Below are 21,998 nucleotides of genomic sequence, written 5' to 3'. Positions count from 1 at the left end.
CCGCCTGCCCGGCCCGCCCGCCCCGGAGGCGGGCCGCCCGCCCGTCACCCCTTGCTGACCGCCGTCAGGATCTCCGGCAGCCGGTCCGCCGTGCGGGGCGCGGCGACCCGCAGCCCGGCCCAGGCGATCAGGGCCCCGTAGACGGCACCGACCGGCAGCAGGAGCCACAGCCGGTTCTCCGCGTCGTCGAGATGCAGCCAGACCGTCAGACCGATCACGGGCGAGCACAGCAGCGCCGCCGAGACCATGCCGCCGAAGATCGAGATCCAGGCGAGCCCGGCCTGCCCGGGTGCCACGTTCTTGAACGCACCGTCCTGCGGGATCGAGTACGGGAACCGCGCCGAGGCCACCGCACCCGTCGCCAGCATCGCGCCCAGCAGCGCGAACGACAGCCCCACGACTCCCGGCAGCGCTGCCCAGTCCCCGAGCACCGCCGCCGTGACGACGGCCACCAGCACCGTGTACGGGAGGGTGATCAGCAGCAGGGCCAGCGCCCGCGCCCGCAGTTCCAGATACGCGTCACGGGTCGAGGAGATCGTCAGCGCCACCATCCAGAACGCCGAGGTGTCCTGCCCGAACTGGTTGTACATCTGGATGCCGAGCATTCCGGCGCCGAAGCACGCGAAGTACAACGAGCCCGTGCCCTGGAGGGCGTTGAACAGCGGCACGATCAGCCCGATCGCCAGCGCGGTCACCCAGGCGGCCTTGGTCTTCGGATCCCGGGCGACGTACCGCAGGCTGCGCTGCATCACCGTGCCGGTGCGCCCTTCCGGGAGCAGCGCCCAGAAGCCGGAACCGTCCGTGCCGGACTTCGTGCGGGCCGGCTCGGCGGCGGAGAGCGTCGAGCCGTCCGGCTCCGTCATCAGCTTCTCCAGGCTGCGCCGCCACAGCGCCAGCAGCACGACGAGCGCGGCCACGGAGAGGAGCAGTTGCACGGCGGCCCGCCCGTACGCCCCCTGGGACGCGGAGTCCACCGAGCCGATCGCCGAGGCGGGCGGCAGCCAATGCACCACGTCAGCGGCCGGGTCGAGTGCGGAGAGCCCACCGGCCCGACTGAGCCGCTGGATGCCGAAGTTGACGCCCTGGATCCCTACCGCGATCACGAGCCCGCTGAGCACCGCGAGGTCGCGGCCCTTGCGCGAGGTCAGCAGCCGGGTGTTGGCCGTGGCGACGGCCCGGGCCAGTGCGACGCAGACCAGCAGGGTCAGCGGGGCCGCGAGGACGGCGAAGGCCACCGCGCCCGCCCCGTGCGCCAGCGCGGTCACCGATCCGGCTGCCAGGCAGAGTGTGAACAGCGGGCCGATGCCGACCAGTGAGGACACCAGGAGTGCGGTGATCAGGGGACGGGGCCGCAGCGGAAGCATCACGAGGCGGCTCGGGTCGAGGGTCTCGTCACCGGCGGCGAAGAAGAGCGGCATCACGGCCCAGCCGACGGCCAGGACCGCGGCCAGCAGCACGACGAGGGACCCCGCGTGCGCGTTGCCGCGCAGCGCGATCAGCCCGACCAGCTGGCCCAGGGCGATCAGCAGGGTGGCGACGACGGAGGCGATGTACACGGCCCGGCGGCCGGCCGACTGCCGCAGCCCGTTGCGGAGCAGGGCGAGCTTGAGCCGTACGAGGACGGGGATCAGCTCCGTGCCGCCGGCCGGACGGCTCGTGCGGGGGCCGGAGGCGGCCGGGGCGTCGAGCACGCTCATCGGGCACCGCCGAGCCAGTCCAGGGCGGCGCTGTCGTCGCGGTCGCCCGCGCCGACGAGTTCCAGGAAGGCGTTCTGCAGCGAGGACGCGTCGCCGCGGACCTCGGCCAGGGTGCCCTGGGCGCGGATGGTGCCCGCCGCCATGACGGCCACCCAGTCGCAGAGCGACTCGACGAGCTCCATCACATGGCTGGAGAAGACGACGGTGGCCCCCGAGCCGGTGTAGCGCTCCAGCACTCCGCGGATGGTCTGCGCCGACACCGGGTCGACGCCCTCGAACGGCTCGTCCAGGAAGAGCACTTCGGGGTTGTGCAGCAGAGCGGCGGCGAGCCCGATCTTCTTGCGCATGCCCGTCGAGTAGTCGATGACCAGTTTGTGCTGGGCGCCCGCCAGGTCCAGGACATCCAGCAGCTGGGTGGCCCTGCTGTCCACCTCGGCGCCGGGCAGGCCGCGCAACCGGCCGGTGTAGGCGAGAAGTTCACGCCCCGAGAGGCGCTCGAAGAGCCGCAGGCCCTCGGGCAGCACGCCGATGCGGGACTTCACCTCGACCGGGTCGCGCCAGACGTCACGGCCACCGATCTCGATCCGGCCCAGGTCCGGGCGGAGCAGGCCGGTGACCATGGAGAGCGTGGTGGTCTTGCCGGCGCCGTTGGGGCCCACCAGCCCGATGAACTTGCCCGCGGGCAGCACCAGATCGATGCCGGCGACCGCGGTGTGCTCGCCGAATCGTTTCCACAGCCCTTCCACCCGTACCGCGGGCGCCGCTGCCCGCGGTACGTCGGGCCCGACGGCCCGGTCTGCCTGGTCGCTGTCTGTCCGGTCCGCCATCGCGAGCGCCCTTCGAAGTCCCCGTGCTGTGGGGACCACCCTACGAAACGCGCCCCCGCGCGTCGGCGGCTTCGCGCCCGCAGGCGTACGCGAGCGGGCTGATGAGCTCGTCCACCTCGGGCAGCCAGCGGTTGGTGGTGGAGGGGCTGCGGGCCCACTGCACCACCCCGGTGCCGCCGACGCGGGTCGGCGGGGCGGCGACGTAGCGGCCCTCGCCGATTCCGCGCAGACCGATGGCCGCGGCGTCCCAGCCGACCCTCCGGACGAGGCCGTCGGCCTTGGCGGCGGCGCCCGGCAGGACGAAGAACTGCATCCGGCGGTCGGGGGTGCGGGTGACCGGGCCGAGCGGCAGGCTCATCCGCTCCATCCGGGCCAGCGCCAGGAAGCCCGCCGACTCCGGTACGTCGATCGCGTCGAAGGCGCGTCCGGTCGGCAGCAGGATCGAGGACCGGGGGTACTGGGACCACATCCGGCGGGCCGCCGCGCCGCTGCCGGTGGCCCGGCCCGCCCAGTCGGCCCGCGTCGGGTGGGCCCCGGGCGCCGCGCAGCCGGCCTCGCCGCACGAGCACCGTTCCGTGCCGCCGTCCGGCTCCAGCCAGGTGCCCGGGCACACGTCCCAGTGCCGCTCCTCCGCGTACCGCACCGCGGCGTCGAGCAGTTGCTCGGCTCGCTGCTGGGGGATCTGTGCGGCTTCCATGACTCCGATGGGCTCTTCCACGCACAGCACAACTCCCGCCGCCACCTGGGGTTACGGGCGGTGGGGGCGCGGTTACGGTCCATTGCCTCCGCATGTGGGGCGCACAGGTGCACCGGCGGGGGCGCGCGGGAGGGAGATGGGCGGTGGGCGGGTAGCCACCTACGGAGATCCGGCACAGTTCGTTCGGCATCCTAGGGTGCGTGCCGGGAGCAAAGGGCGGATACGCCTCACATGTGACCAACACGATGAATCGGCGAATTTCTCAGGCATATGTCGGGCAGTGATCCTTTACCGATCACTGCGGCCTCAGGGGGACAAACATGGCAGCCAGGCCTCTCGTCGCACGCCAGCCGAACGAACGGCTCCAGACGCTCATTCAGGAAGCCGGATGCTCCAACGCGGGGCTCAGCCGCCGCGTCAACATGGTCGGGGCCGAGCGCGGGCTCGACCTCCGTTACGACAAGACCTCCGTGGCCCGCTGGCTGCGCGGACAGCAACCACGCGGCAGGGCGCCGGGCATCATCGCCGAGGCGCTCGGCCGCAAGCTCGGCCGTACGGTCACGATCGACGAGATCGGCATGGCCAACGGCAAGAACCTGGCCTCCGGCGTCGGCCTGCAGTTCGCCCCGACCGTGGTCGGGGCGATCGAGCAGGTCTGCGAGTTGTGGCGCAGCGATGTCGGCCGCCGCGACTTCCTTTCGGGTTCCGCGGTCGCGTCGTCGGCGCTGGTGGAGCCCAGCCGGGACTGGCTGATCACCGGCGCGGACCCGCAGGTGGCGCGGGTGGCCGGGGCCCGGGTCGGGATGCCGGACGTCGAGGCGGTGCGGGCGACGACGGCGGCGCTGGTCGACCTGGACCACCGCTTCGGCAGCGGCCAGGTGCGGCCGGTGCTGGTGCACTACCTGAACAGCGTGGTCTCCGGGCTGCTTTCGGGGGCGTACCGCGAATCGACCGGACGGCAGCTGTTCGCCGCGGTCGCGCGGCTCACCGAGCTCGCCGGGTACATGGCGATCGACACGGGCCAGCCGGGCCTCGCCCAGCGTTACTACATCCAGGCCCTGCGGCTGGCCCAGGCGGCGGGCGACCGGGCCTACGGGGGCTATGTGCTGGCCGCCTCGATGAGTCATCTCGCGGCCCAGCTCGGCAATCCCCGGGAGATCGCCCAGCTGGCCAGGGCGGCGCAGGAAGGAGCACGCGGGAGGGTGACGCCGCGGGCCGAGGCGATGTTCTACGCGGCGGAGGCCCGGGGCCACGCGCTGCTCGGGGACGCCCGCACCAGCCAGGCGGTGGCGGGCCGGGCGCTGACGGCGCTGGAGCAGGCCGATCCGGAGAGCGGGGACGATCCCGACTGGATCGCGCACTTCGACCACGCGTATCTGGCCGACGAACTGGCGCACTGCCACCGTGACCTCGGCCAGGCGGAGGCGGCCGCACGCCGGGCGAAGGAGGCCCTGGGCGGCCTTCCGGAGTCCCGGACGCGCCGCCGCGGCATCGGCCTGGCCCTGCTGGCCACGGCGCAGGTCCAGCTGCGCGAGGTGGAGCAGGCCTGCCATACCGGGACGCGGGCGATGGAGCTGCTGGGCACGGTGCGCTCCAGCCGGGGCGCGGAGTATCTGGACGATCTGCAGCAGCGTCTGGTGCCGTACGGGGACGAGCCCGCGGTACGGGAGTTCGGCGCCCGTCTGGAGCTTCAGGCGGCCTGACGGGAGGGCGCGTACGGCCCCGCCGTGCGCGGGCGCCTCATAACTGCGTCCCGGGACAGCTGAGTGTTACAGCCGGTGTGAAGGGGCGGTGAGGGACAACACGCGCTTGGCGGACGGCGGGGACCACCCGATAGCGTGAGCCGACGATTCCATAGGTTCACACGTAGGAGTCCCGGTGACACAGAGCGGACAGGGTGACGAGCAGCAGCTCCCTGCTGTACGACCCGCGCACGAGGGCGTCGTGCTGCCCGCGGGCGGCGGCGAGCCCTGGACGCCGGGGGGACCCGCGGACCAGGCCGCCCCGGCCGGCGGCCAGCCGTGGGGGCAGCCCTGGGGACCGCAGGCGTCCCATCAGGACCCCGCCCGGCAGGCAGGGAACCAGGACCGGGGCGGGTACGGACAGGACCAGTCCCAGGGCGGATACGGACAGGAACAGCAGGGCGGCGTGTACGGGCAGCAGCAGGGGCAGTACGGGCAGCCGCAGCAGCCGCAGCAGCCGCAGCACGGTTCGTACGGGCAGGGGCAGCAGGCCTCCGGGTACGGCCAGGCCGAGCAGCCGCCCGCCCAGGCGCAGCCGCAGCACGGACAGCCGTCGCCGTACGCCCAGCCGCTGCCGCCCGAGGCGGTGCCCGGCGGGAGCGGCGACGCGGACGCCACGCAGTACATCGCGGCGGTCCCGGGCGGTCCCGGGCCGGGCGGCCTGCCGCCGGAGGCTCCCGCGGAGTCCACGCAGTTCCTCGGCCGCGACCTGGCGCAGGCGTACCAGCAGCCCGGCGGCCACGCCGCGCCGCCGCCTCCGCAGGGCGGTCAGGACGCCGACGCGACCCAGTACATACCGCCCGTGCCCGGCGGCGGCATACCGCCCGTGCCCGGTGGCGCCCCGTACGGCATCCGGCCCGGGGCGCCCGGTGAGCGGCAGCCGCCCGCGGAGTTCGACAACCTCTTCCGCAGCGACGAACCCGCGGGCGCCACCCAGCAGATGCCCCGGTTCGACCCCGCGCAGCAGCAGCACCAGCAGTACCAGGGCGGACACCAGCCGTACCAGGGCGGGCAGCCCCCGCAGGCGTACCAGCAGGCGCCGCCGTACACGGGACCCGAGGACGGGCTGCCGCAGAACGGGCAGGACGGGCGGCGGAAGAAGTCCGCGCACGTCCCGCTGATCGCCGCGGTCGTCGTCGGCTGCGCCGTGATCGGGCTCGGGGCCGGCGCCCTGATGAGCGGTGGCGACGAGAAGGGCGAGGATGCCAAGCAGCCTGTGGCGTCCGCGAGTTCACCCGCCTCCCAGCCCGACGAGAAGCCCGCTCCCGACCCGGCGAAGCCGCAGGCCGAGGCGCTCGACAAGCTGCTCGCGGACAGCAACAACAGCCGGTCCGCGGTGATCGGCGCCGTGGAGAAGGCCAAGAACTGCACCGACCTGGACAAGGCCGTGGCCGACCTCAAGGGCGCCGCCCAGCAGCGCCGCGACCTGGTGACCCGGCTCAAGGAGCTGTCGGTCGACAAGCTGCCGGACAACGCCCAGCTGTCCGCCTCGCTCACCAAGGCCTGGCAGGCGTCCGCCTCGGCGGACGACCACTACGCCGCCTGGGCCACGCAGGCCAAGAGCAAGAAGGTGTGCAAGAAGGGCAAGGCCCGTTTCACCACGCACTACCAGCAGGCCAACGTGCAGAGCGGCGAGGCGACCACGGCCAAGAAGCAGGCGTCCAAGCTGTGGAACGCCATCGCGGCGAAGTACGGCCTGACGAAGCGGGCGTCCACCGCGCTCTGAGCACGGTGGCTCGCGCGACGTCCGGCGGGACGGTCCTCAGCCGGTCGCGCTGGCGTCCGACAGCGTCTTCGCCACATCCACGAAGCCCTTGCTGTCGGCGACCAGCCGGCCGTCGCGCACGACCTGGAACGTCACCTTGCTGTTCACGATGCGCGGGTACGAGGACGAGCCGATCATGTCCTCGTACCGCCAGCGCAGCGCGGGGGTGAGGCCTCCCGTGTCCACGCGGGTGCCGTCGTTGAGGGCCCTGGTGACCTTCCGGGCCGTGATGTCCGCCTCGTTCAGCGACTCGACGATCGACTTCAGGGCCGTGTAGGCGATCCAGGTCGTCTGTACGCCCGTGTCGTCCGGATCGACGCGGTTGTCGCCGAAGGCGTGCTTGCCGATCACGTCCCCCATCAGATCCCAGCGCGCGTCCCCGGGGGCCGGGTACCAGCCGGTGACGTACGCGCCCTCGAACGGGCTGGTCCGACCGCCGGTGCGGTCGATGAGCGGCTGCCCGATGCTGCCGAGGACCGAGGAGATCCGCACCGACCCGCCGGACGGCTCCAGCCGTCTGAAGGAGTCGAAGAAGGTCTCCGTACGGTCGCCGAGGACGGCCGTCACACAGCCGCCGTCCTCGCCCGCCCCCGTCAGCGCGCGCCCGGCCGCCTCGTCGTACGACGTGGCCCCCTCGTCCGCCCGGACGTCGACCGGTGCGGGCCGGCGGGCCTCGGTGAGGCCGGTGTTGAGGAGCCACGCCTGGCTGTCGCCGCCCAGCGTGTCGGGCCGCACCAGGGAGACCCGGTCGCAGGTGGCGGCCAGCTGCTTCGCGTTGCCTGCCAGGAGCGCCGACTGGCCGCCGGTCACCGGGTAGGACATGTAGCTCCGGAACTCCTCCTCGGAGGCGCCGTAGCCGCCGATGTACGGGATCCCGGCGACCTCCAGCGGTGCCATGAACGCCCGCCCGTGCCGGCTGTAGGAGCCGAGGACCGCTACGGCCTTCGCCTTGACGGCCCGGCGGGCGCAGTTGCCCGCGCCGATCGAGCTGTCCTGCTCGTCGCACGTGACCACGCGCAGCTCGTGTCCGTCGATCCCGCCCTCGCCGTTGATCCAGCGGGCGTAGGCCTGCGCCATGGCGGTCATGCCCGCCATGTTGGCGGCGTCCGGCCCCGAGGCGCCGCTCGGCGCCCAGGTCATGACGGTGACGGGCTCCCTGGAGTCCCCCGAGGCCCCAGGGAGAGCACCGCAGCCGGTCATCAGCAGGGCCCCCGCCGCCACCGCACCGGTGAGCAACCTGAAGGGGCGGGGGAGGAGGGGGCGTCGCCGTCCGGTCATGGGCACAGACACTTCCCGGCTCCGGGTAACGCCGCAGTGTGCTGCGGTCAACGCTCGGTGACCCCCAGGTGAATTGCAGGGGCCCGTACGGGAAGCCGGAAAGGGAACGTACGATCGACAACCGTGCAGCAAGGTTCCGAGAACACTTCCCGTCGCGGCCGTCGCTCCTCCACCATGGGCGGCATGCCGCTCAACGACATTCCGTGGTGGCGCTGGCGCAGCAACGTGCGCTCGGCGCTGCACATGCTCTCCGACCCCGTCTTCCATCACGAGTGCTGGCTGGCCGGCCGGGAGGGATACGGCGACGTCACCGACGCCGTCTACCGCCTGGTCGAGGACACCTGGCTGGACAACTGGTCCGCCGAGAAGTACGTCGGCACGGTCTTCCGCGACTCCGGCGAGGCCGCCCTCGTCGACGTCGCCGTACTGCGGGTGCTGCGCATCATGCACCAGGTCGGCGCCGACGCCCCCGTCTCCGCCTATCTGGAGCACCACGGCTGGGCGGAGGCCGTCAGGGCCGCCCGCGAGGCCCATGTGCTCCTCGCCACGAACGACGGCGAGGACCCGGACGTCCCGCCGCGTTCGCTGGACGTGCTGCGCATCATGACCAGGTCCTGAGAGGCCGCCTCGTAAACATGGACGGTGTGGCACGCTACGGGGATGACCGCGCCGCAGCCTGCTGACACCGTCCCCGAGCAGTACGTCCTCACCCTCTCGTGCCCCGACAAACAGGGCATCGTGCACGCCGTTTCGAGTTACCTCTTCATGACCGGCTGCAACATCGAGGACAGCCAGCAGTTCGGGGACCACGACACGGGTCTGTTCTTCATGCGCGTCCACTTCTCGGCGGACAGCCCGGTGACGCAGGAGAAGCTGCGGGCGAGCTTCGCGGCGATCGGTGACTCCTTCCGGATGGACTGGCAGATCCACCGGTCCTCGGACCGGATGCGGATCGTCCTGATGGTCAGCAAGTTCGGCCACTGCCTCAACGACCTGCTGTTCCGTTCCCGGATCGGGGCCCTGCCGGTCGACATCGCGGCGGTCGTCTCCAACCACACGGACTTCGCCGAACTGGTCGCCTCGTACGGCATTCCCTTCCGCCACATCCCCGTGAACAGGGAGAACAAGGCGGAGGCGGAGGCGCAGCTGCTGGAGCTGGTGCGCGAGGAGGACGTGGAGCTCGTCGTCCTGGCCCGCTACATGCAGGTCCTCTCGGACGATCTGTGCAAGCAGCTCAGCGGCCGGATCATCAACATCCACCACTCGTTCCTGCCGAGCTTCAAGGGCGCCAAGCCGTACCACCAGGCGCACACCCGCGGTGTGAAGCTCATCGGTGCGACGGCGCACTACGTCACGGCGGACCTCGACGAGGGGCCGATCATCGAGCAGGAGGTCGAGCGGGTGGGCCACGGCGTCACGCCGGACCAGCTGGTCGCCATCGGACGCGATGTGGAGTGCCAGGCACTGGCGCGCGCGGTGAAGTGGCACGCGGAGCGGCGCATCCTGCTGAACGGCCGCCGCACGGTGATCTTCGCGTAGAGCCGCTCCTCCGGAACGGATCGGTCCGGTCGGGGAGCCGGGTCACAGCCTGCTGAGCGAGGCCGCCGCGAAGAGCACGTCCCGGATCGCCTCCCGGTCCCCGCGCTGACCGGCCGCCGCCTCCACGGGCGGCACATGCCCCGCCACCAGCCGGCAGAACTCCACCCCGTCCAGCGCGACCTGCGCCACCGTGTGATCGGGCGAACCGAGAGCGGCGGGGGAGTCCAGCGGGATGTACCAGTCGCCGCCGCCGGAGCCCTCGACCTCCAGATGGAGCGAGCGGCCCGGCGACCCCGCCGTCACCAGCTGGCGGGCCGGACCGGCGAGCCCGGCCCGGCGCCGTTCGGCCAGGGCGGCCGGCAGGAGCCGCGCGGCCAGGTCGATCATCCGGTGCAGATGGACGGCGGAAGGCGGCTCGTACGGATAGTCCACCGCCTCCGCGATGTCCCCGGCGTGCACCCAGCACTCGAAGGCGCGGTCCAGCAGCGCGTCCTGCAACGGCAGCGCGAAGTCGCCGTAGGAGACGGAGAGGTCCGAGACGTCGCGCCCCGCGAAGGACACGGTGCGGATGAGGGTGTGGCTCTGGTCGCGCCACGGTTCGCGCACGGTGCGGGTCAGCGGGCGCCGGGCGGCCGACCAGTACGTCTCGGTGCGCGGAGTGGGGGCGAGCGGCAGCCCGGATTCCCCGTGCGGGGCGTCGGGGACGCTCCGGGCGAGCGGGTCGGCGAGACCGAGGGCGGTGCTGACCAGCCCGTCGACGGTCATCAGGTGACCGATGACGCCGGCGACCGTCGTCTTGCGGTTCAGCCCGCGCTCGCCCTCGAACCACTTCAGCCGTACCGGGGCGTGCCACTCGGAGTCACCGATGTCGCGCAGCAGCGCGTCGAGCCGGGCCGTCTCCGCGTCGTACGGGGAGGCCCACTCCGGCACCGGGATCCTGGCAGGCCGGCGGCTCAGGCAGTTCTCCAGCACCCGGCTCCGGAGCATCGGGTCCAGGTCCAGGCTGCGGTCCGTGTGCAGCAGGCCGACCGCGTCCCGCAGGCGCAGCGCCTCGTCCGCGCACGGGGCGCACTCCGTGAGGTGCGCCTCGACGGCCTCGGTCTCCGCGGCCGAGCACGCGGTCAGTGCCCAGGCCCCGAGGAGGGCCTTCAGGACGCCGTGCGGCAGCTTCGGGGCGGGCGCCCCGTCATCGGGTTCCTGGGTCACGGGGACGGCCTTCGGTGGCAGGACGAAAAGGTCGGGGTCGAAGTCGTCGGCGGCGGCCCGTGGTCCCGGTATGCGCCGGGCGCCCCGCACCTCGTCGTCCCGCCGGTCTCCGTCGCGACCGCGCTCGTCGCGGCCCTCCGGGTCGTCGGTCACAGCGGCCGCCCGTATCCGGGCGGCGAGGAGCCCTCCGGCGGAGGGGTGTGCGCGGTGGACAGCAGTTGCAGCCCGAGGCGCAGCCGGCGCCGCGCCTCGTCCTCGGTGACCCCGAGGTCGGTCGCGGCCTGCCGGTAGTCGCGACGCTGGATGTACGCCAGCTCCAGCGCGGCCCGCAGCGGTGCGGGCATGGACGCGACGATGTAGTCGGCCCGGGCCGCCGCGGTGGCCAGCCGCACCCGCTCCTCCAGGCCGGGTGGTGCGAAGCCGGTCGCTTCGTCCCCTTCGTCGTCCCGGTCGTCGCCCCCGCGTCCGCCGTACTTGTCGTCCGTCCGCGGGATGGCGGTCCTGCGCAGCCTCTGCACGGACGCGCGGTGTGTGAGCCGGGCGACCCAGGCGCGCATCGAGCCCTGCTTGGGGTCGTAGGCGTGGGGGTTCTCCCACACGTGACCGAACACCTCGCGGGTGACGAGGTCCGCGGCGCTCTCGTCGTCGAGCATCCGGCTGGCCTGGCTGTGTACGAGTGCGGCGAACCGGTCGTAGAGCTCGCCGAGGGCCGCGGCCTCGCCGCGTGCGAGCCGCTGCTGCATGCTGCGGTCCCAGCGGGGTGGTGTGTTTTTAGCCATACGACCCCCAGCCCTGTGCCGTCAGGGCCTCACGCCCTGTACCCCTCGTCACATCGAATGTAGTCGGCAAGGCTGACCGAGCACGCCCCTTTCCGGCAAGTACGTCCCGGTGACCGCCCCGGATGGTAGGGAATGCGGCACCACGCAGGAACGGAATCGGACCTGAAGTGATCATTTCTGCCCGAAATCGTTCTGGGCCTTCCTGAGGGAGGCGGTGTTTCATGGGGAGTACGCCGGGGCAGCCGCGAGGAGGAACGCAAACTTCCGGATCACTGGAATCCCCCGGGATCCCCGGAACGAGAGGCCCAGTCGCGTGACACTGAGAGTGGCCGAGACCGAGCGGGGCGAATGGACCGTTCTGCACATGAACGGCGAGCTGGATCTGGTGACCTCACCCGTCGTCCGGCAGTCCGTCCACGACGCGGTGGCCGTGGGTTGCCACAATGTCGTGCTCGACCTCTCCGAGGTCTTCTTCTGCGACTCCAGCGGCGTCAGCGTCCTGATCGCCTCCCGCCGCCTGATGCGGTCCTGCGGTGGCCGGCTGCGGCTGATCCTGCCCGCGCGGGGCGCCGAGGAGGGCTCCCACGTCAACCGGGTGCTCGGCGCGCTGGGCGTACGTCGGCTGTTCGAGGTCTACCCGGACTGGGACTCCGCCACCGACGACGAAGCCCAGCCGCTCTCGGCCTGACCGGCCGCTGCGACGCGTCCGCGGCGGACCTGAATACCGGGTTGTCACACCGGTGACGCGCGTAAGTGACACGTGACGCCTGCGGGCGTCGTACGCTCCCCGCATGGACAGCGCAGAGTATGAGCGCAAGATCGCCTTCCGCTTCGCCGCCTTCGACCAGGACGGCAACGGATACATCGATCGCGCGGATTTCAACGCCGCCGCGGCCCGTCTGCTCACCGAATTCGGTACGACGGCCCGCTGCGACAAGGGCCAGGCGCTCTACAGCGGCGCCGAGGCGTTCTGGCAGGGCATGGCGGGCATCGCCGACGTGGACGGGGACCAGCGGGTCACCCGGCAGGAATTCGTGGGAGGCGCGGTGAAACGCCTCCGCGACAACCCCGAGCGCTTCGCGGAGATCGCCCGCCCCTTCCTGCGGGCGGCGATCGCCGTGGCCGACCAGGAGAACGGCGGCGCCGCCGCGGTGTCCGCCGTCGAGCGGGCCCTACGGGTCCTCGGCGCCAGCGCGGACGCGGCGGCGTTCGCCGCGCAGAGCCTGGACGCGGACCGCGACGGGCGCATCGCGGAGGCGGAGGTGGTGGCGGCGCTCGCCGCGTACTTCACCGTGATCGAGCCGGACGCGTAGCCCTTGGGCGGGCGGCAGCGGGGGTCCTGGCCCTGCCCCGGTCCGGCGCTGAGGGTTCCGTCCTCAATCGCCGGACGGGCTTGGGTTGGTGCGGGGCCCTTGGGCGGGCGGCGGCGGGGTTTCTGGGGCCCTTTGCTGCTGCCCCCGGTCCGGCGCTGAGGGTTCCGTCCTCAAGCGCCGGACGGGCTTGAGATGTGCGGGGCCCTTGGGCGGGCGGCGGCGGGGTTTCTGGGGCCCTTTGCTGCTGCCCCCGGACCGGGGTGCGGGGTTCCGTCCTCAAGCGCCGGACGGGCTTGATTCGTGCGGGTCGCCCCGCCGGTGCGGCCCGCCCGTGTCCGGTGGGTGGGGGTGGGGTCCCTCCGGGGAGATCTCCTCGGAACTGGCGTGTTCACCCGGGTACGCGGAGGACCCGGGTCGTACGCCAGCCCCTGCGGGGACTCCCCTGCACGCCCCCACCCGGCATCAGTGGCGTCTGAACGCCGGCGATACGACTGCCGCAGACGCGGGACGGCCGGTCCGGGGCCGTGCAGGGGAGTCCCCGCAGGACGACGCACGTCGACCCGGGTCCTTCGCGTACCGGCGGAACGTGCGGCGTCCGAGGAGATCTCCCCGGAGGGGCCCCGGGCCTCCACCACCGGAGCGTGCCGCAGCCCGCGGAGCGACCCGCACACCTCAGCCCGTCCGGCGCTTGAGGACGGAACCCTCCGCCCGGACCGGGGCAAGGTCAGGGCCCCCGCTGCCGCCCGCCCAAGGGCCGGTCAGCCGCCGAACCGTTCCCGGAGCTGGTACTTCAGGACCTTGCGGAGCGCCTCGTTGCGGGGCAGCGCGTCGACCAGTTCCAGCTGTTCCGGGAGCTTGTGGACCGACAGGCCCTCGGCGCGGAGGTACGCGGTCAGCTCGGGGAGGGTGAGGGGCGCCGCGTCCGGGGGCTGCTCCACGACCGCGCAGACGCGTTCGCCGCGTGACTGGTCCGGGAGGCCGATCACCGCCGCGTCTCCCACGCCGGGGTGGCGGGCCAGGAGGTCCTCGATCTCCTTCGCCGAGATGTTCTCGCCCTTGCGGATGATGATGTCCTTCAGCCGCCCGGTGAGCACGAGGTGCCCGCTCGGCCGGACGTGCCCGACGTCCCCCGTGATCAGGAAGCCCTCGGCGTCGAACGGGGAGGCGGCGGCCAGGTAGCCCCGGCATACCGCCTCGCCGCGCAGCCGGACCTCGCCGTCCGTGTCGTACGGCAGCGGCTTGCCGTCCTCGTCGGTGATCCGGATCTCCATGCCCTCGGGCGGCCGGCCCTCCGTCTCGGCGAGCTGCTCCACCGTGTCGTCGGGGGCGCCCATCGTGATCATGGGGACCTCGGTCATGCCGTAGCCGTGGGTGAGCTGGACGCCCATCTCGCGGACCACCGCGTGGTACAGCTCCGGGGGCTTCGGCGCGCCGCCGCCCGCGAGGAGGCGGAGGGTGGGGACGACCGGGTGGCCCGGGGCCTTGCGCTGTTCCGTGAGGAACATCGAGTAGAACGCCGTGGAGCCGCCCGCGACCGTCACTCCGTGCCGTCGGTAGCCCTCCAGCGCGTCCGGCATCGCGAAGTGCTCGAAGAGGACCGCGGGGAAGCCGTAGAGGAGGAGCATCACCGCGTAGTCCGGGCCGCCGACGTGGGCGAACGGGAAGGCCACCGAGCCGACGTCGTCCGCCGACAGGCGCAGCGCGTGGGCCAGGCAGGAGCCGCCCGCGATCAGGCTGCGGTCGGTGTGCAGCACCCCCTTCGGGTCGGACGTGGTTCCCGAGGTCCAGTAGATCCAGCGCACCGACGTGCCGTCGGCGGGCGGCGGGGGCAGGACGGAGGGGTCGCCGTCGGGGAGGACGTCGTACGCCTCCAGGATCTGCGGCGGGCGCGGCAGGTCCGCCGCGAGACGGGCGGCCATCGCGGTGTGGTCGAAGCCGCGCCAGGTGCCGGGTACGGCGAAGAACTCCGCCTTCGACTCGCGCAGCGCGAAGCCGACCTCGCGGTCGCGGTAGAAGGGGATGACGGGCGTCTGCACGGCGCCGATCCGGGTCAGGGCGAAGGACAGCAGGACCGTCTCCACCCGGGTCGGCAGCTGCCAGGCGACGACCGTGCCGGGGCGTACGCCCAGGCCGTACAGGCCCGCGGCCACCCGTTCGGCCCGCGTGTGCAGCTCGCCGAAGGTCAGCGTGCGGTCGTCCTGGATCAGGAAGGGCCGCTCCGGCGTCAGCGCGGCCCGGCGTTCGATGAGCTCCCAGAAGGTGCCCGAGGCACCCAGGGCGTGTGCGGTCTCGTTCACGGCGAACCCCTCACAGCTGACGGGTAGTCAGATCGTGCGGAGAGCGTAGAGCGCTGCGCCTTGTCGGTCCAGGGGTGCGGGGCTAGCCTGTGGGCGACGTCAATCTGACGGGTCATCAGAAATGTGTGCGCCGAAGGGGACACCATGACGGAACTGCCTCGGATCGTCAGCGTCGACGACCATGTGATCGAGCCGCCGCACCTCTTCTCGACCTGGCTGCCCGCCAAGTACCGCGAGCGCGGACCGCAGCCCCTGACCGCGGGCATCGGCGAGCTGGCCTACACGGGCGGGAAGTACGTCATCACGATGGACCCGGACGGGCCGCCGACCGACTGGTGGATCTACGAGGACCTCAAGTTCCCGTACAAGCGGAACATCGCCGCCGTGGGGTTCGACCGCGACGACATGACGCTGGAGGGCATCACCCGGGCCGAGATGCGGCGCGGCTGCTGGGACCCCGTCGAGCGGCTGAAGGACATGGACCTCAACCACGTCGAGGCGAGTCTCTGCTTCCCCACCTTCCCGCGCTTTTGCGGGCAGACCTTCGCCGAGGCCCATGACAAGGAGGTCGCGCTCGCCTGTGTGCGCGCGTACAACGACTGGATGGTCGAGGAGTGGTGCGGGGACAGCGGCGGCCGGCTGATCCCGCTGTGCATCATCCCGCTCTGGGACATCGGTCTGGCCGTCGCGGAGATCAGGCGGAACGCGGCGCGCGGGGTGCGGGCGGTGACCTTCTCGGAGATTCCGACCCATCTGGGGCTGCCGTCGATCCACACCGGGTACTGGGACCCGTTCTTCGCCGTCTGCCAGGAGACCGGCACGGTCGTGAACATGCACATCGGGTCCAGCTCGCAGATGCCCGCCGCCTCACCGGACGCCCCGCCCGCCGTCCAGGCCTCGCTCTCGTTCAACAACGCGATGGCCTCGATGATGGACTTCCTGTTCAGCGGGGTGCTGGTGAAGTTCCCGCAGCTCAAGCTCGCGTACAGCGAGGGTCAGATGGGCTGGATCCCGTACGCCCTGGAGCGCGCCGACGACGTCTGGGAGGAACACCGGGCCTGGGGCGGGGTGCGCGATCTGATTCCCGAGCCGCCGTCCTCGTACTACTACCGGCAGATGTTCTGCTGCTTCTTCCGCGACAAGCACGGCGTCGCGTCGCTGGACGTGGTGGGGCGGGACAACGCGACGTTCGAGACGGACTACCCGCACGTCGACTCGACCTTCCCGCACACCAAGGAGGTCGCGCTCGACCACGTCAAGGGACTGGACGACGAGACCGTCTACAAACTGATGCGCGGAAACGCGATCCGGATGCTCGGTCTCGACCTGGACAAGTAGGCGCGTGCGTCATGGACCTTGCGTACACGGAGGAAGAGGAAGCCTTTCGGGCGCGGCTGCGGGACTGGCTGGGCTCGGTGCTCCCGGGGCTGCCCGGGAAGCCGGATCCCGGTGACTGGCCGGGGCGCAGGGCGTACGACGCCGGCTGGCAGCGGTTGCTGTACGACGCCGGGTACGCGGGCCTGCACTGGCCCGCCGACGCCGGCGGCCGGGGCGCCACCCCCACCCAGCACCTGATCTTCCTGGAGGAGACGGAACGGGCCGGAGCGCCCTATGTCGGGGCGAACTTCGTCGGGCTGCTGCACGCCGGGCCCACCATCGCGGCCGAGGGCACCGCCGAACAGCGGGCCCGCTGGCTGCCGCCGGTGCTGCGGGGCGAGGAGATGTGGTGCCAGGGGTTCAGCGAGCCGGACGCGGGGTCGGACCTGGCCTCGCTGCGGACCCGGGCGGTGCGCGACGGCGACGACTACGTGGTGAGCGGGCAGAAGATCTGGACCTCGCACGCGGAGGTCGCCGACTGGTGCGAGCTGCTGGTGCGGACGGATCCGAAGGCGCCGAAGCACCGGGGCATCAGCTGGCTCGCGATGCGGATGGACGCCCCCGGCGTCACCGTGCGGCCGCTGCGGACGCTCGCCGGGTCCACCGAGTTCGCCGAGATGTTCCTCGACGAGGTACGGGTGCCCGTCTCGCACCGGGTCGGGGCGGAGAACGACGGCTGGCGGGTCACCATGGTGACGCTCTCCTTCGAGCGCGGCACGGCGTTCGTGGGAGAGGTCGTCGCCTGCCGCCGGACGCTGGACGCGCTGGCCGCCGAGGCCCGCAGGAACGGGCGCTGGGACGACGCGGTGCTGCGGCGGAGGCTGGGCGGGCTGAACGCCGAGTTCCGGGCGCTGTGGCGGCTCACCCAGTGGAACGTCAGCGAGGCGCAGAGCACGGGAGGCGTTCCCGGGATCGGCGGGTCGGTCTTCAAGCTGCGGTACTCGCACGCCCGCCAGGAGCTGTACGAGGCGGCGGCCGAGGTGCTCGGCGCGGGCGACGCCCTGGACCTGGACCGGGAATGGGTGCTGGACCGGCTCTCCTCGCTCTCGTACACGATCGCGGCCGGTACCTCGCAGATCCAGCGGAACATCGTCGCCGAGCGGATACTCGGCCTGCCGAAGGGGCGGTGAGCGGGGAGTGGACTTCCAGCTCTCACAGGACCAGCGGGCCCTGCGGGCGGGGATACGGGGCCTGCTCGCCGGCCGGTTCGACAGGGACCGGATGCGGGCGGCGCACGAGCGGGGCGGGGGCGTGGACCGGGCGCTGTGGCGGGAGCTCGGTGCGGCCGGGTTCTTCGCGCTGCGGCTGACGGAGACGGCCGGTGGGGTCGGTCTCGGACTGCCCGAATCCGTACTTTTGTTCGAGGAGGCCGGGCGGGCGCTGCTGCCCGGGCCGCTGGCCGCCACCCAGCTCGCCGCGGGCGTGGTGAAGGGAGCGGCCGAGGGTGAGGCGGTGGTCGTGCCGGCCGAGGCGGGAAGGCCCGTGGGACACCTGGAGGAGGCCGACGCGCTGCTGGTCCTGGACGGGGAACGGGCGAGGGTGGTGAGCGGCGCCGCGCTGCGGCGGGTGGTGGACGCGGCCCGGCCCGTGCGGTCGCTCGATCCGGGTACGCCGTTGTGGCGGGTGCCGGATCTGTCCGCGTACGACGGCGAGGCGCTGCCCGACGGGGCGCGGCTGCGGAGCGAGGGTGCGCTGCTGACCGCCGCCGAGCAGCTCGGCAGTGCCGCCCGCAGCCTGGAGGCGGCCGTCCAACACGCCGGGGAGCGGGAACAGTTCGGAGCGCCGATCGGGGCCTTCCAGGCGGTCAAGCATCTGTGTGCCGGAATGCTGGTGCGGGCCGAGCCGGCCCGCAGCGCCGTCTACGCGGCGGCGGTCACCGGGGACCCGGTCGAGGCCGCCGCGGCCAAACTCCTCGCCGACGGGGCCGCCGTCGACAACGCCCGTGACTGCCTCCAGGTGCACGGCGGCATGGGCTTCACCTGGGAGGCGGATGTCCATCTGCGCCTCAAGCGGGCCTGGCTGCGGGCCGGGCAGTGGCTGACGGCGGCGGACGCGGAGGAGGCGCTGGCGGCCGATCTGGGCTGAGCCGGGCGCCGGGTGCGCGCGGGTGACGCGACCGACCCCTGAGGTTCACGCTGCGGAGTGACGCAGCGCAGTCGGTGTGTCCCGATACCGGCTTGTGTCCTTTGCGTAATTCGTCACGGGCCGGAGTCGGCGCCGCGCTCAGGTACGCTCCGTTGGATGCGAGTGTTTCTGGAACCTGGCGATCCGGATGTGGCCTGTGCGGCGACTCCGGTCCGCGAGAGGTGCCCTGCTCGTGATCCACGCGGAGGCGCCGGGCCTGCCGGGGAAGCGGTTCCCGGGGCGATTGCGCGCTTCTGTTCGACTCTCCGCAGCGCGCGTCGCACAGTATGCACCACGCGTACTCCTTCGCGTTGGAATATGCCCGAAGCGCTTGTTGCGGTGACTGTACGTCAACCATGCTGTCTCGTAAGGGAATCACGTTCCGTGACCCTGAGGAGGCGCGAGGCGATGTGTCCGCCGGTTCGGATGGTGTGAGCGGTGCAGGTGCTTCAGGTTCAGTTGGAGGTCGGGCCCGACCCCGCGGAGGTCGGACGGGCCCGCAGATGGGCGCGTTCGAGGCTCGTCGGATCCGGCATAGGAGACGACGAGCCGCTGGCCGAGACGCTGATCCTGCTCATCTCGGAGCTGGTCACGAACGCGGTCGTGCACACCGGCTGTCCGGCCGTGCTGCGCATGCTGTTCGGTTCGACGGGAGCCCCGGGCGACGCCGGGACCGTCCGCGTCGAGGTGGCCGACGCCAGCTGCCGCCCGCCGCAGCAGCGGCACGCGCAGGGCGAGGACACCGGCGGCCGCGGCCTTGAGCTGGTCGACGGCCTGGCCGACCGCTGGGGCTGGCAGCCGGAAGGTGCCGGCAAGCGCATCTGGTGCGAGGTGGACCGCGGCATCCCGTTGATCCAGGTCCAGCTGCAGCCGGGCTCACCCGCGTGCGAAGGCGTCGAGGGACGCGGCGAGGGTGCCTCGTACGAGGCGGGCTCCGCCCCGTACGAGACGTCGCACGCCGGTACCGTCCGCGGGTAGCCTCGCCGCCGCGCACGGCCTTCCGGCGCGTGGTTCAGAGGATCGCGACCGGTGCCACCGGTGTGCCGGTGGCACCGACGAACGGCTCCGGCATGGCGGAGAGCAGGAAGGCGTGGCGCCCCGCGTCCGCACAGGCTGTGGACAACTCCTCCAGGTTCCAGTTCTGGCCCTGGAGCATGCCCATCTCGACCAGGTCGAGTGCGTGCACCCCGAGCCACAGGTCCTCGATCTCCGGCGGGAAGATCTCGAAGGTCAGCGTGTCATTGGCGACCGCGGCCACGTCGCGGGCGCGGAACCACTCCGGTGTGCGGATCGACAGACCCGGTGACGGATACCCGTAGGCGTTCTTGTCCCCGGACAGGTACACCTGCACCTGGCCCGTCCGCACGAGAACGATGTCCCCGGACCGGACCCGGACCCCGGCCAGTTCCTCGGCCGCCTCCAGGTCCTCGGGAGTGACCGCGTGGCCGCCCGGCAGCCGGTCCACTCCATGGGCGCGGGCCACGTCGAGCAGGACCCCGCGCGAGACGATGTGCGGCGCCTTGTCGATACCGCTGAACTGCGCGCCGCCGTGGGCGGTGATGGTGGCGGAGGGCCGGCCGTTGTAGATCCTGCCCGAGTGCGAGGCGTGGGTGAGCGCGTCCCAGTGGGTGGCGGTCTGGAGGCTCATGACCACGCTGTCGTCGCTGGTGGCGACGGTACCGGGGCCGAAGAGCTCCTGGTTGATCTGGACCATGGTGTGCAGCGGATTGACCCGCCCCGGGATGAGCCCGTTCTGTACGCCGTCCTGCTGGAGCGGGAGGGCGAGCGGGATACGGCGCCCGCTGCGGACGGTGGCGGCGGCCTCCCGTACGACCTCGTCGGTGATGAGGTTGAGGGTCCCGATCTCGTCGTCGGCACCCCAGCGGCCCCAGTTGTTCACGCGCTTGGCGAGGTCGTGGAACTCGTCCGGCAAAGACATGGCGCCTCCTGGGGCTTGTGCCGGTGGACCTGATGACCCATAGAATCTAACGGTCCGTCAGAAACCGCGGGAAGGGGCCGGGCATGGGGAACTTCTTGGCAGGCAAGGTCGTGGCAGTGACGGGTGCCGGGCGCGGCATCGGGCGGGCCGTCGCGCTCGCCGCGGCGGCGGAAGGGGCGCGGGTCGTGGTCAACGACTACGGCGTCTCCATCGAGGGGGGCGAGCCCGCCAGCGAGATAGCCGAGTCCGTCGTGAAGGAGATCGTGGCGGCGGGCGGCGAAGCGGTCGCGGTGGCGGACGACATCTCCACCATGGCCGGCGGGCAGCGGGTCGTGGACACCGCGCTGGCGCGGTTCGGCCGGATCGACGGCGTCGTCTGCGTGGCCGGGATCCTGCGTGAACGGATGCTCTTCAACATGTCCGAGGCGGAGTGGGACCCCGTGGTCGCCACCCATCTCAAGGGCACGTTCACCGTCTTCCGGGCGGCGTCGGCGGTCATGCGCAAGCAGGAGGGCGCCGGCACGCTCATCGGCTTCACGAGCGGCAACCACCAGGGCAGCGTCGCCCAGGCGAACTACAGCGCGGCCAAGGGCGGAATCATCTCGCTGGTCCGCAGCGCGGCGCTCGGCCTCCACAAGTACGGCGTCACGGCGAACGCGGTCGCGCCGGTGGCACGTACCCGGATGTCCGCGAACGTCCCCATGGAGCTGAAGGAGATCGGCGAACCGGAGGATGTGGCCGCGCTCGTCGTCTACCTCCTCAGCGAGCGCGCCCGCGCGGAGAAGATCACCGGCCAGGTCTACACGATCGCGGGTCCGAAGATCGCGGTCTGGGCCCAGCCGAGGGAACTGCGCGCCGGGTATGCGGAGGGGGCGGCGTGGACACCCGAACGGATCGCGGACTTCCTGCCGGGGACGGTCGGCACGGACCCGATGCCGATGCTGGCGCAGCTGGAGGAGATGGCCGCGGCGGCGAAGGCCGCGGCGGCGGGGGCGCGGCCCAACGCGTAGGCGGCGTGCGCCGCCCGGTCCGGGCGAGCCTGGGGACTCCGGGTGCACCGGTGCGGCATCTGCGGGGGAGTGCGGTTCCCTGCGGGGGGCGGGGCGCGATTCAAGTCCTTCCGGCGATTGAGGAGCAGCGGTGCGGGGGCGGAGCCCTCGGTGGGAGCCGGGCCGCGATCGCCGGGCGCGGGCACGTTGCCGGGGCGCTGCCCCGGACCCCGCTCCTCCATCGCCGGAGGGGCTTGAAAGCGGCCCCGAAGGCGGGCAGGGAGTGGGGCGCCGGCCCCGTCAGGGAGCGGCGCGGCAGGACCGGGTCGGTTGAACGAAGCCGCCCGCGCCGACCCGCCGGGGAGCGGCGCGGCAGGGCTGGATGGGCGGAAGGAAACCGCCCGCGCCGGCCCGTCAGGGAGCGGCGCG

19 protein-coding genes are annotated in these 21,998 nt (G+C 72.4%); 11 read left to right on the top strand and 8 right to left on the bottom strand.

The annotated features are described in order from the left end of the window. Window positions 1-44 precede the first annotated feature (44 nt). The 3 genes from ACIQMX_RS05265 to ACIQMX_RS05255 are packed head-to-tail and all read right to left on the bottom strand — an operon-like array spanning window position 45 to window position 3,221. The gene (locus ACIQMX_RS05265; RefSeq protein ID WP_402475063.1) at window positions 45-1,697 is read right to left on the bottom strand and encodes a transporter; all 1,653 of its coding nucleotides are present in this window, start codon (window positions 1,695-1,697) and stop codon (window positions 45-47) included. Next, window positions 1,694-2,524 (bottom strand): ABC transporter ATP-binding protein, encoded by an 831-nt coding sequence (locus ACIQMX_RS05260; protein WP_363070979.1) that lies wholly within the window; start codon window positions 2,522-2,524, stop codon window positions 1,694-1,696. Before ACIQMX_RS05260 ends, ACIQMX_RS05265 begins: the two co-directional genes overlap by 4 nt. A gap of 40 nt (window positions 2,525-2,564) precedes the next feature. Further along, window positions 2,565-3,221: a bifunctional DNA primase/polymerase gene (locus tag ACIQMX_RS05255; RefSeq protein ID WP_402475606.1), complete on the bottom strand. Its 657-nt coding sequence runs from the start codon at window positions 3,219-3,221 to the stop codon at window positions 2,565-2,567. 320 nt (window positions 3,222-3,541) lie between these two features. On the opposite strand from ACIQMX_RS05255, the gene ACIQMX_RS05250 reads away from it, so the two are divergent. Both ACIQMX_RS05250 and ACIQMX_RS05245 read left to right on the top strand, forming a co-directional pair. Next, entirely contained in the window at window positions 3,542-4,924 is a 1,383-nt protein-coding gene (locus ACIQMX_RS05250) for a transcriptional regulator (RefSeq protein ID WP_363070977.1), read from the top strand. A gap of 175 nt (window positions 4,925-5,099) precedes the next feature. Continuing rightward, the gene (locus ACIQMX_RS05245; RefSeq protein WP_402475059.1) at window positions 5,100-6,689 is read left to right on the top strand and encodes a hypothetical protein; all 1,590 of its coding nucleotides are present in this window, start codon (window positions 5,100-5,102) and stop codon (window positions 6,687-6,689) included. A gap of 36 nt (window positions 6,690-6,725) precedes the next feature. On the opposite strand, the gene ACIQMX_RS05240 is transcribed toward ACIQMX_RS05245, so the two are convergent. After that, entirely contained in the window at window positions 6,726-8,006 is a 1,281-nt protein-coding gene (locus tag ACIQMX_RS05240) for an ABC transporter substrate-binding protein (protein ID WP_402475056.1), read from the bottom strand. A gap of 174 nt (window positions 8,007-8,180) precedes the next feature. Here ACIQMX_RS05240 and ACIQMX_RS05235 point away from each other — a divergent pair, with 174 nt between their 5' ends. Both ACIQMX_RS05235 and purU read left to right on the top strand, forming a co-directional pair. Beyond that, window positions 8,181-8,624 (top strand): hypothetical protein, encoded by a 444-nt coding sequence (locus tag ACIQMX_RS05235; RefSeq protein ID WP_363071201.1) that lies wholly within the window; start codon window positions 8,181-8,183, stop codon window positions 8,622-8,624. A 42-nt stretch (window positions 8,625-8,666) separates the two neighbouring features. Beyond that, a complete protein-coding gene (purU, locus tag ACIQMX_RS05230) occupies window positions 8,667-9,545 on the top strand; it encodes a formyltetrahydrofolate deformylase (protein WP_363070971.1) in 879 nt (292 codons plus the stop codon). Window positions 9,546-9,587: 42 nt separating this feature from the next. Here the strand turns inward: purU and ACIQMX_RS05225 are convergent, their stop codons facing one another. Beyond that, window positions 9,588-10,904, bottom strand: a complete 1,317-nt coding sequence (locus tag ACIQMX_RS05225; RefSeq protein WP_402475054.1) for a zf-HC2 domain-containing protein — start codon at window positions 10,902-10,904, stop codon at window positions 9,588-9,590. After that, the gene (locus tag ACIQMX_RS05220; protein WP_363070967.1) at window positions 10,901-11,530 is read right to left on the bottom strand and encodes a sigma-70 family RNA polymerase sigma factor; all 630 of its coding nucleotides are present in this window, start codon (window positions 11,528-11,530) and stop codon (window positions 10,901-10,903) included. Before ACIQMX_RS05220 ends, ACIQMX_RS05225 begins: the two co-directional genes overlap by 4 nt. A 313-nt stretch (window positions 11,531-11,843) precedes the next feature. On the opposite strand from ACIQMX_RS05220, the gene ACIQMX_RS05215 reads away from it, so the two are divergent. Further along, on the top strand, window positions 11,844-12,218 hold the full coding sequence (locus ACIQMX_RS05215) for an STAS domain-containing protein (RefSeq protein ID WP_363070965.1): 375 nt from the start codon (window positions 11,844-11,846) through the stop codon (window positions 12,216-12,218). A 103-nt stretch (window positions 12,219-12,321) separates the two neighbouring features. Continuing rightward, on the top strand, window positions 12,322-12,843 hold the full coding sequence (locus ACIQMX_RS05210) for an EF-hand domain-containing protein (protein WP_363070963.1): 522 nt from the start codon (window positions 12,322-12,324) through the stop codon (window positions 12,841-12,843). Between the two features lie 758 nt (window positions 12,844-13,601). On the opposite strand, the gene ACIQMX_RS05205 is transcribed toward ACIQMX_RS05210, so the two are convergent. After that, window positions 13,602-15,140, bottom strand: coding sequence for a class I adenylate-forming enzyme family protein (locus ACIQMX_RS05205; RefSeq protein WP_402475050.1), 1,539 nt, complete (start codon window positions 15,138-15,140; stop codon window positions 13,602-13,604). 144 nt (window positions 15,141-15,284) lie between these two features. On the opposite strand from ACIQMX_RS05205, the gene ACIQMX_RS05200 reads away from it, so the two are divergent. From ACIQMX_RS05200 to ACIQMX_RS05185, 4 genes are all read left to right on the top strand, one after another. Continuing rightward, window positions 15,285-16,478 carry an amidohydrolase family protein gene (locus ACIQMX_RS05200; protein ID WP_363070959.1) on the top strand — a complete coding sequence of 398 codons (1,194 nt, stop codon included), beginning with the start codon at window positions 15,285-15,287 and terminating at the stop codon, window positions 16,476-16,478. Window positions 16,479-16,489: 11 nt separating this feature from the next. Next, on the top strand, window positions 16,490-17,647 hold the full coding sequence (locus ACIQMX_RS05195; protein ID WP_363070957.1) for an acyl-CoA dehydrogenase: 1,158 nt from the start codon (window positions 16,490-16,492) through the stop codon (window positions 17,645-17,647). Window positions 17,648-17,654: 7 nt separating this feature from the next. After that, complete coding sequence (locus tag ACIQMX_RS05190) at window positions 17,655-18,602, top strand: acyl-CoA dehydrogenase family protein (protein WP_402475046.1); 948 nt, start codon at window positions 17,655-17,657, stop codon at window positions 18,600-18,602. A gap of 477 nt (window positions 18,603-19,079) precedes the next feature. Then, window positions 19,080-19,619 (top strand): ATP-binding protein, encoded by a 540-nt coding sequence (locus tag ACIQMX_RS05185; RefSeq protein WP_363070953.1) that lies wholly within the window; start codon window positions 19,080-19,082, stop codon window positions 19,617-19,619. Between the two features lie 34 nt (window positions 19,620-19,653). Here the strand turns inward: ACIQMX_RS05185 and ACIQMX_RS05180 are convergent, their stop codons facing one another. Next, entirely contained in the window at window positions 19,654-20,580 is a 927-nt protein-coding gene (locus ACIQMX_RS05180) for a cyclase family protein (protein ID WP_402475043.1), read from the bottom strand. Window positions 20,581-20,663: 83 nt separating this feature from the next. On the opposite strand from ACIQMX_RS05180, the gene ACIQMX_RS05175 reads away from it, so the two are divergent. Then, window positions 20,664-21,590, top strand: a complete 927-nt coding sequence (locus ACIQMX_RS05175; protein ID WP_402475041.1) for an SDR family oxidoreductase — start codon at window positions 20,664-20,666, stop codon at window positions 21,588-21,590. The last annotated feature ends 408 nt before the right edge of the window (window positions 21,591-21,998 follow it).

The organism is Streptomyces sp. NPDC091416 (genome assembly GCF_044756845.1).
In the GTDB taxonomy this organism is placed as follows: domain Bacteria; phylum Actinomycetota; class Actinomycetes; order Streptomycetales; family Streptomycetaceae; genus Streptomyces.
Note: the sequence above shows the minus strand (reverse complement) of the source record. Positions and strands in the feature narration are given on the sequence as shown.

Coding starts and splice junctions, on each gene's coding strand:
- ACIQMX_RS05195 (WP_363070957.1), top strand. CDS start 16,490: ATGGACCTTGCGTACACGGAGGAAGAGGAAGCCTTTCGGGCGCGGCTG.
- ACIQMX_RS05240 (WP_402475056.1), bottom strand. CDS start 8,006: ATGACCGGACGGCGACGCCCCCTCCTCCCCCGCCCCTTCAGGTTGCTC.
- purU (WP_363070971.1), top strand. CDS start 8,667: ATGACCGCGCCGCAGCCTGCTGACACCGTCCCCGAGCAGTACGTCCTC.
- ACIQMX_RS05220 (WP_363070967.1), bottom strand. CDS start 11,530: ATGGCTAAAAACACACCACCCCGCTGGGACCGCAGCATGCAGCAGCGG.
- ACIQMX_RS05210 (WP_363070963.1), top strand. CDS start 12,322: ATGGACAGCGCAGAGTATGAGCGCAAGATCGCCTTCCGCTTCGCCGCC.
- ACIQMX_RS05250 (WP_363070977.1), top strand. CDS start 3,542: ATGGCAGCCAGGCCTCTCGTCGCACGCCAGCCGAACGAACGGCTCCAG.
- ACIQMX_RS05260 (WP_363070979.1), bottom strand. CDS start 2,524: ATGGCGGACCGGACAGACAGCGACCAGGCAGACCGGGCCGTCGGGCCC.
- ACIQMX_RS05200 (WP_363070959.1), top strand. CDS start 15,285: ATGACGGAACTGCCTCGGATCGTCAGCGTCGACGACCATGTGATCGAG.
- ACIQMX_RS05175 (WP_402475041.1), top strand. CDS start 20,664: ATGGGGAACTTCTTGGCAGGCAAGGTCGTGGCAGTGACGGGTGCCGGG.
- ACIQMX_RS05235 (WP_363071201.1), top strand. CDS start 8,181: ATGGGCGGCATGCCGCTCAACGACATTCCGTGGTGGCGCTGGCGCAGC.
- ACIQMX_RS05255 (WP_402475606.1), bottom strand. CDS start 3,221: ATGGAAGCCGCACAGATCCCCCAGCAGCGAGCCGAGCAACTGCTCGAC.
- ACIQMX_RS05180 (WP_402475043.1), bottom strand. CDS start 20,580: ATGTCTTTGCCGGACGAGTTCCACGACCTCGCCAAGCGCGTGAACAAC.
- ACIQMX_RS05265 (WP_402475063.1), bottom strand. CDS start 1,697: ATGAGCGTGCTCGACGCCCCGGCCGCCTCCGGCCCCCGCACGAGCCGT.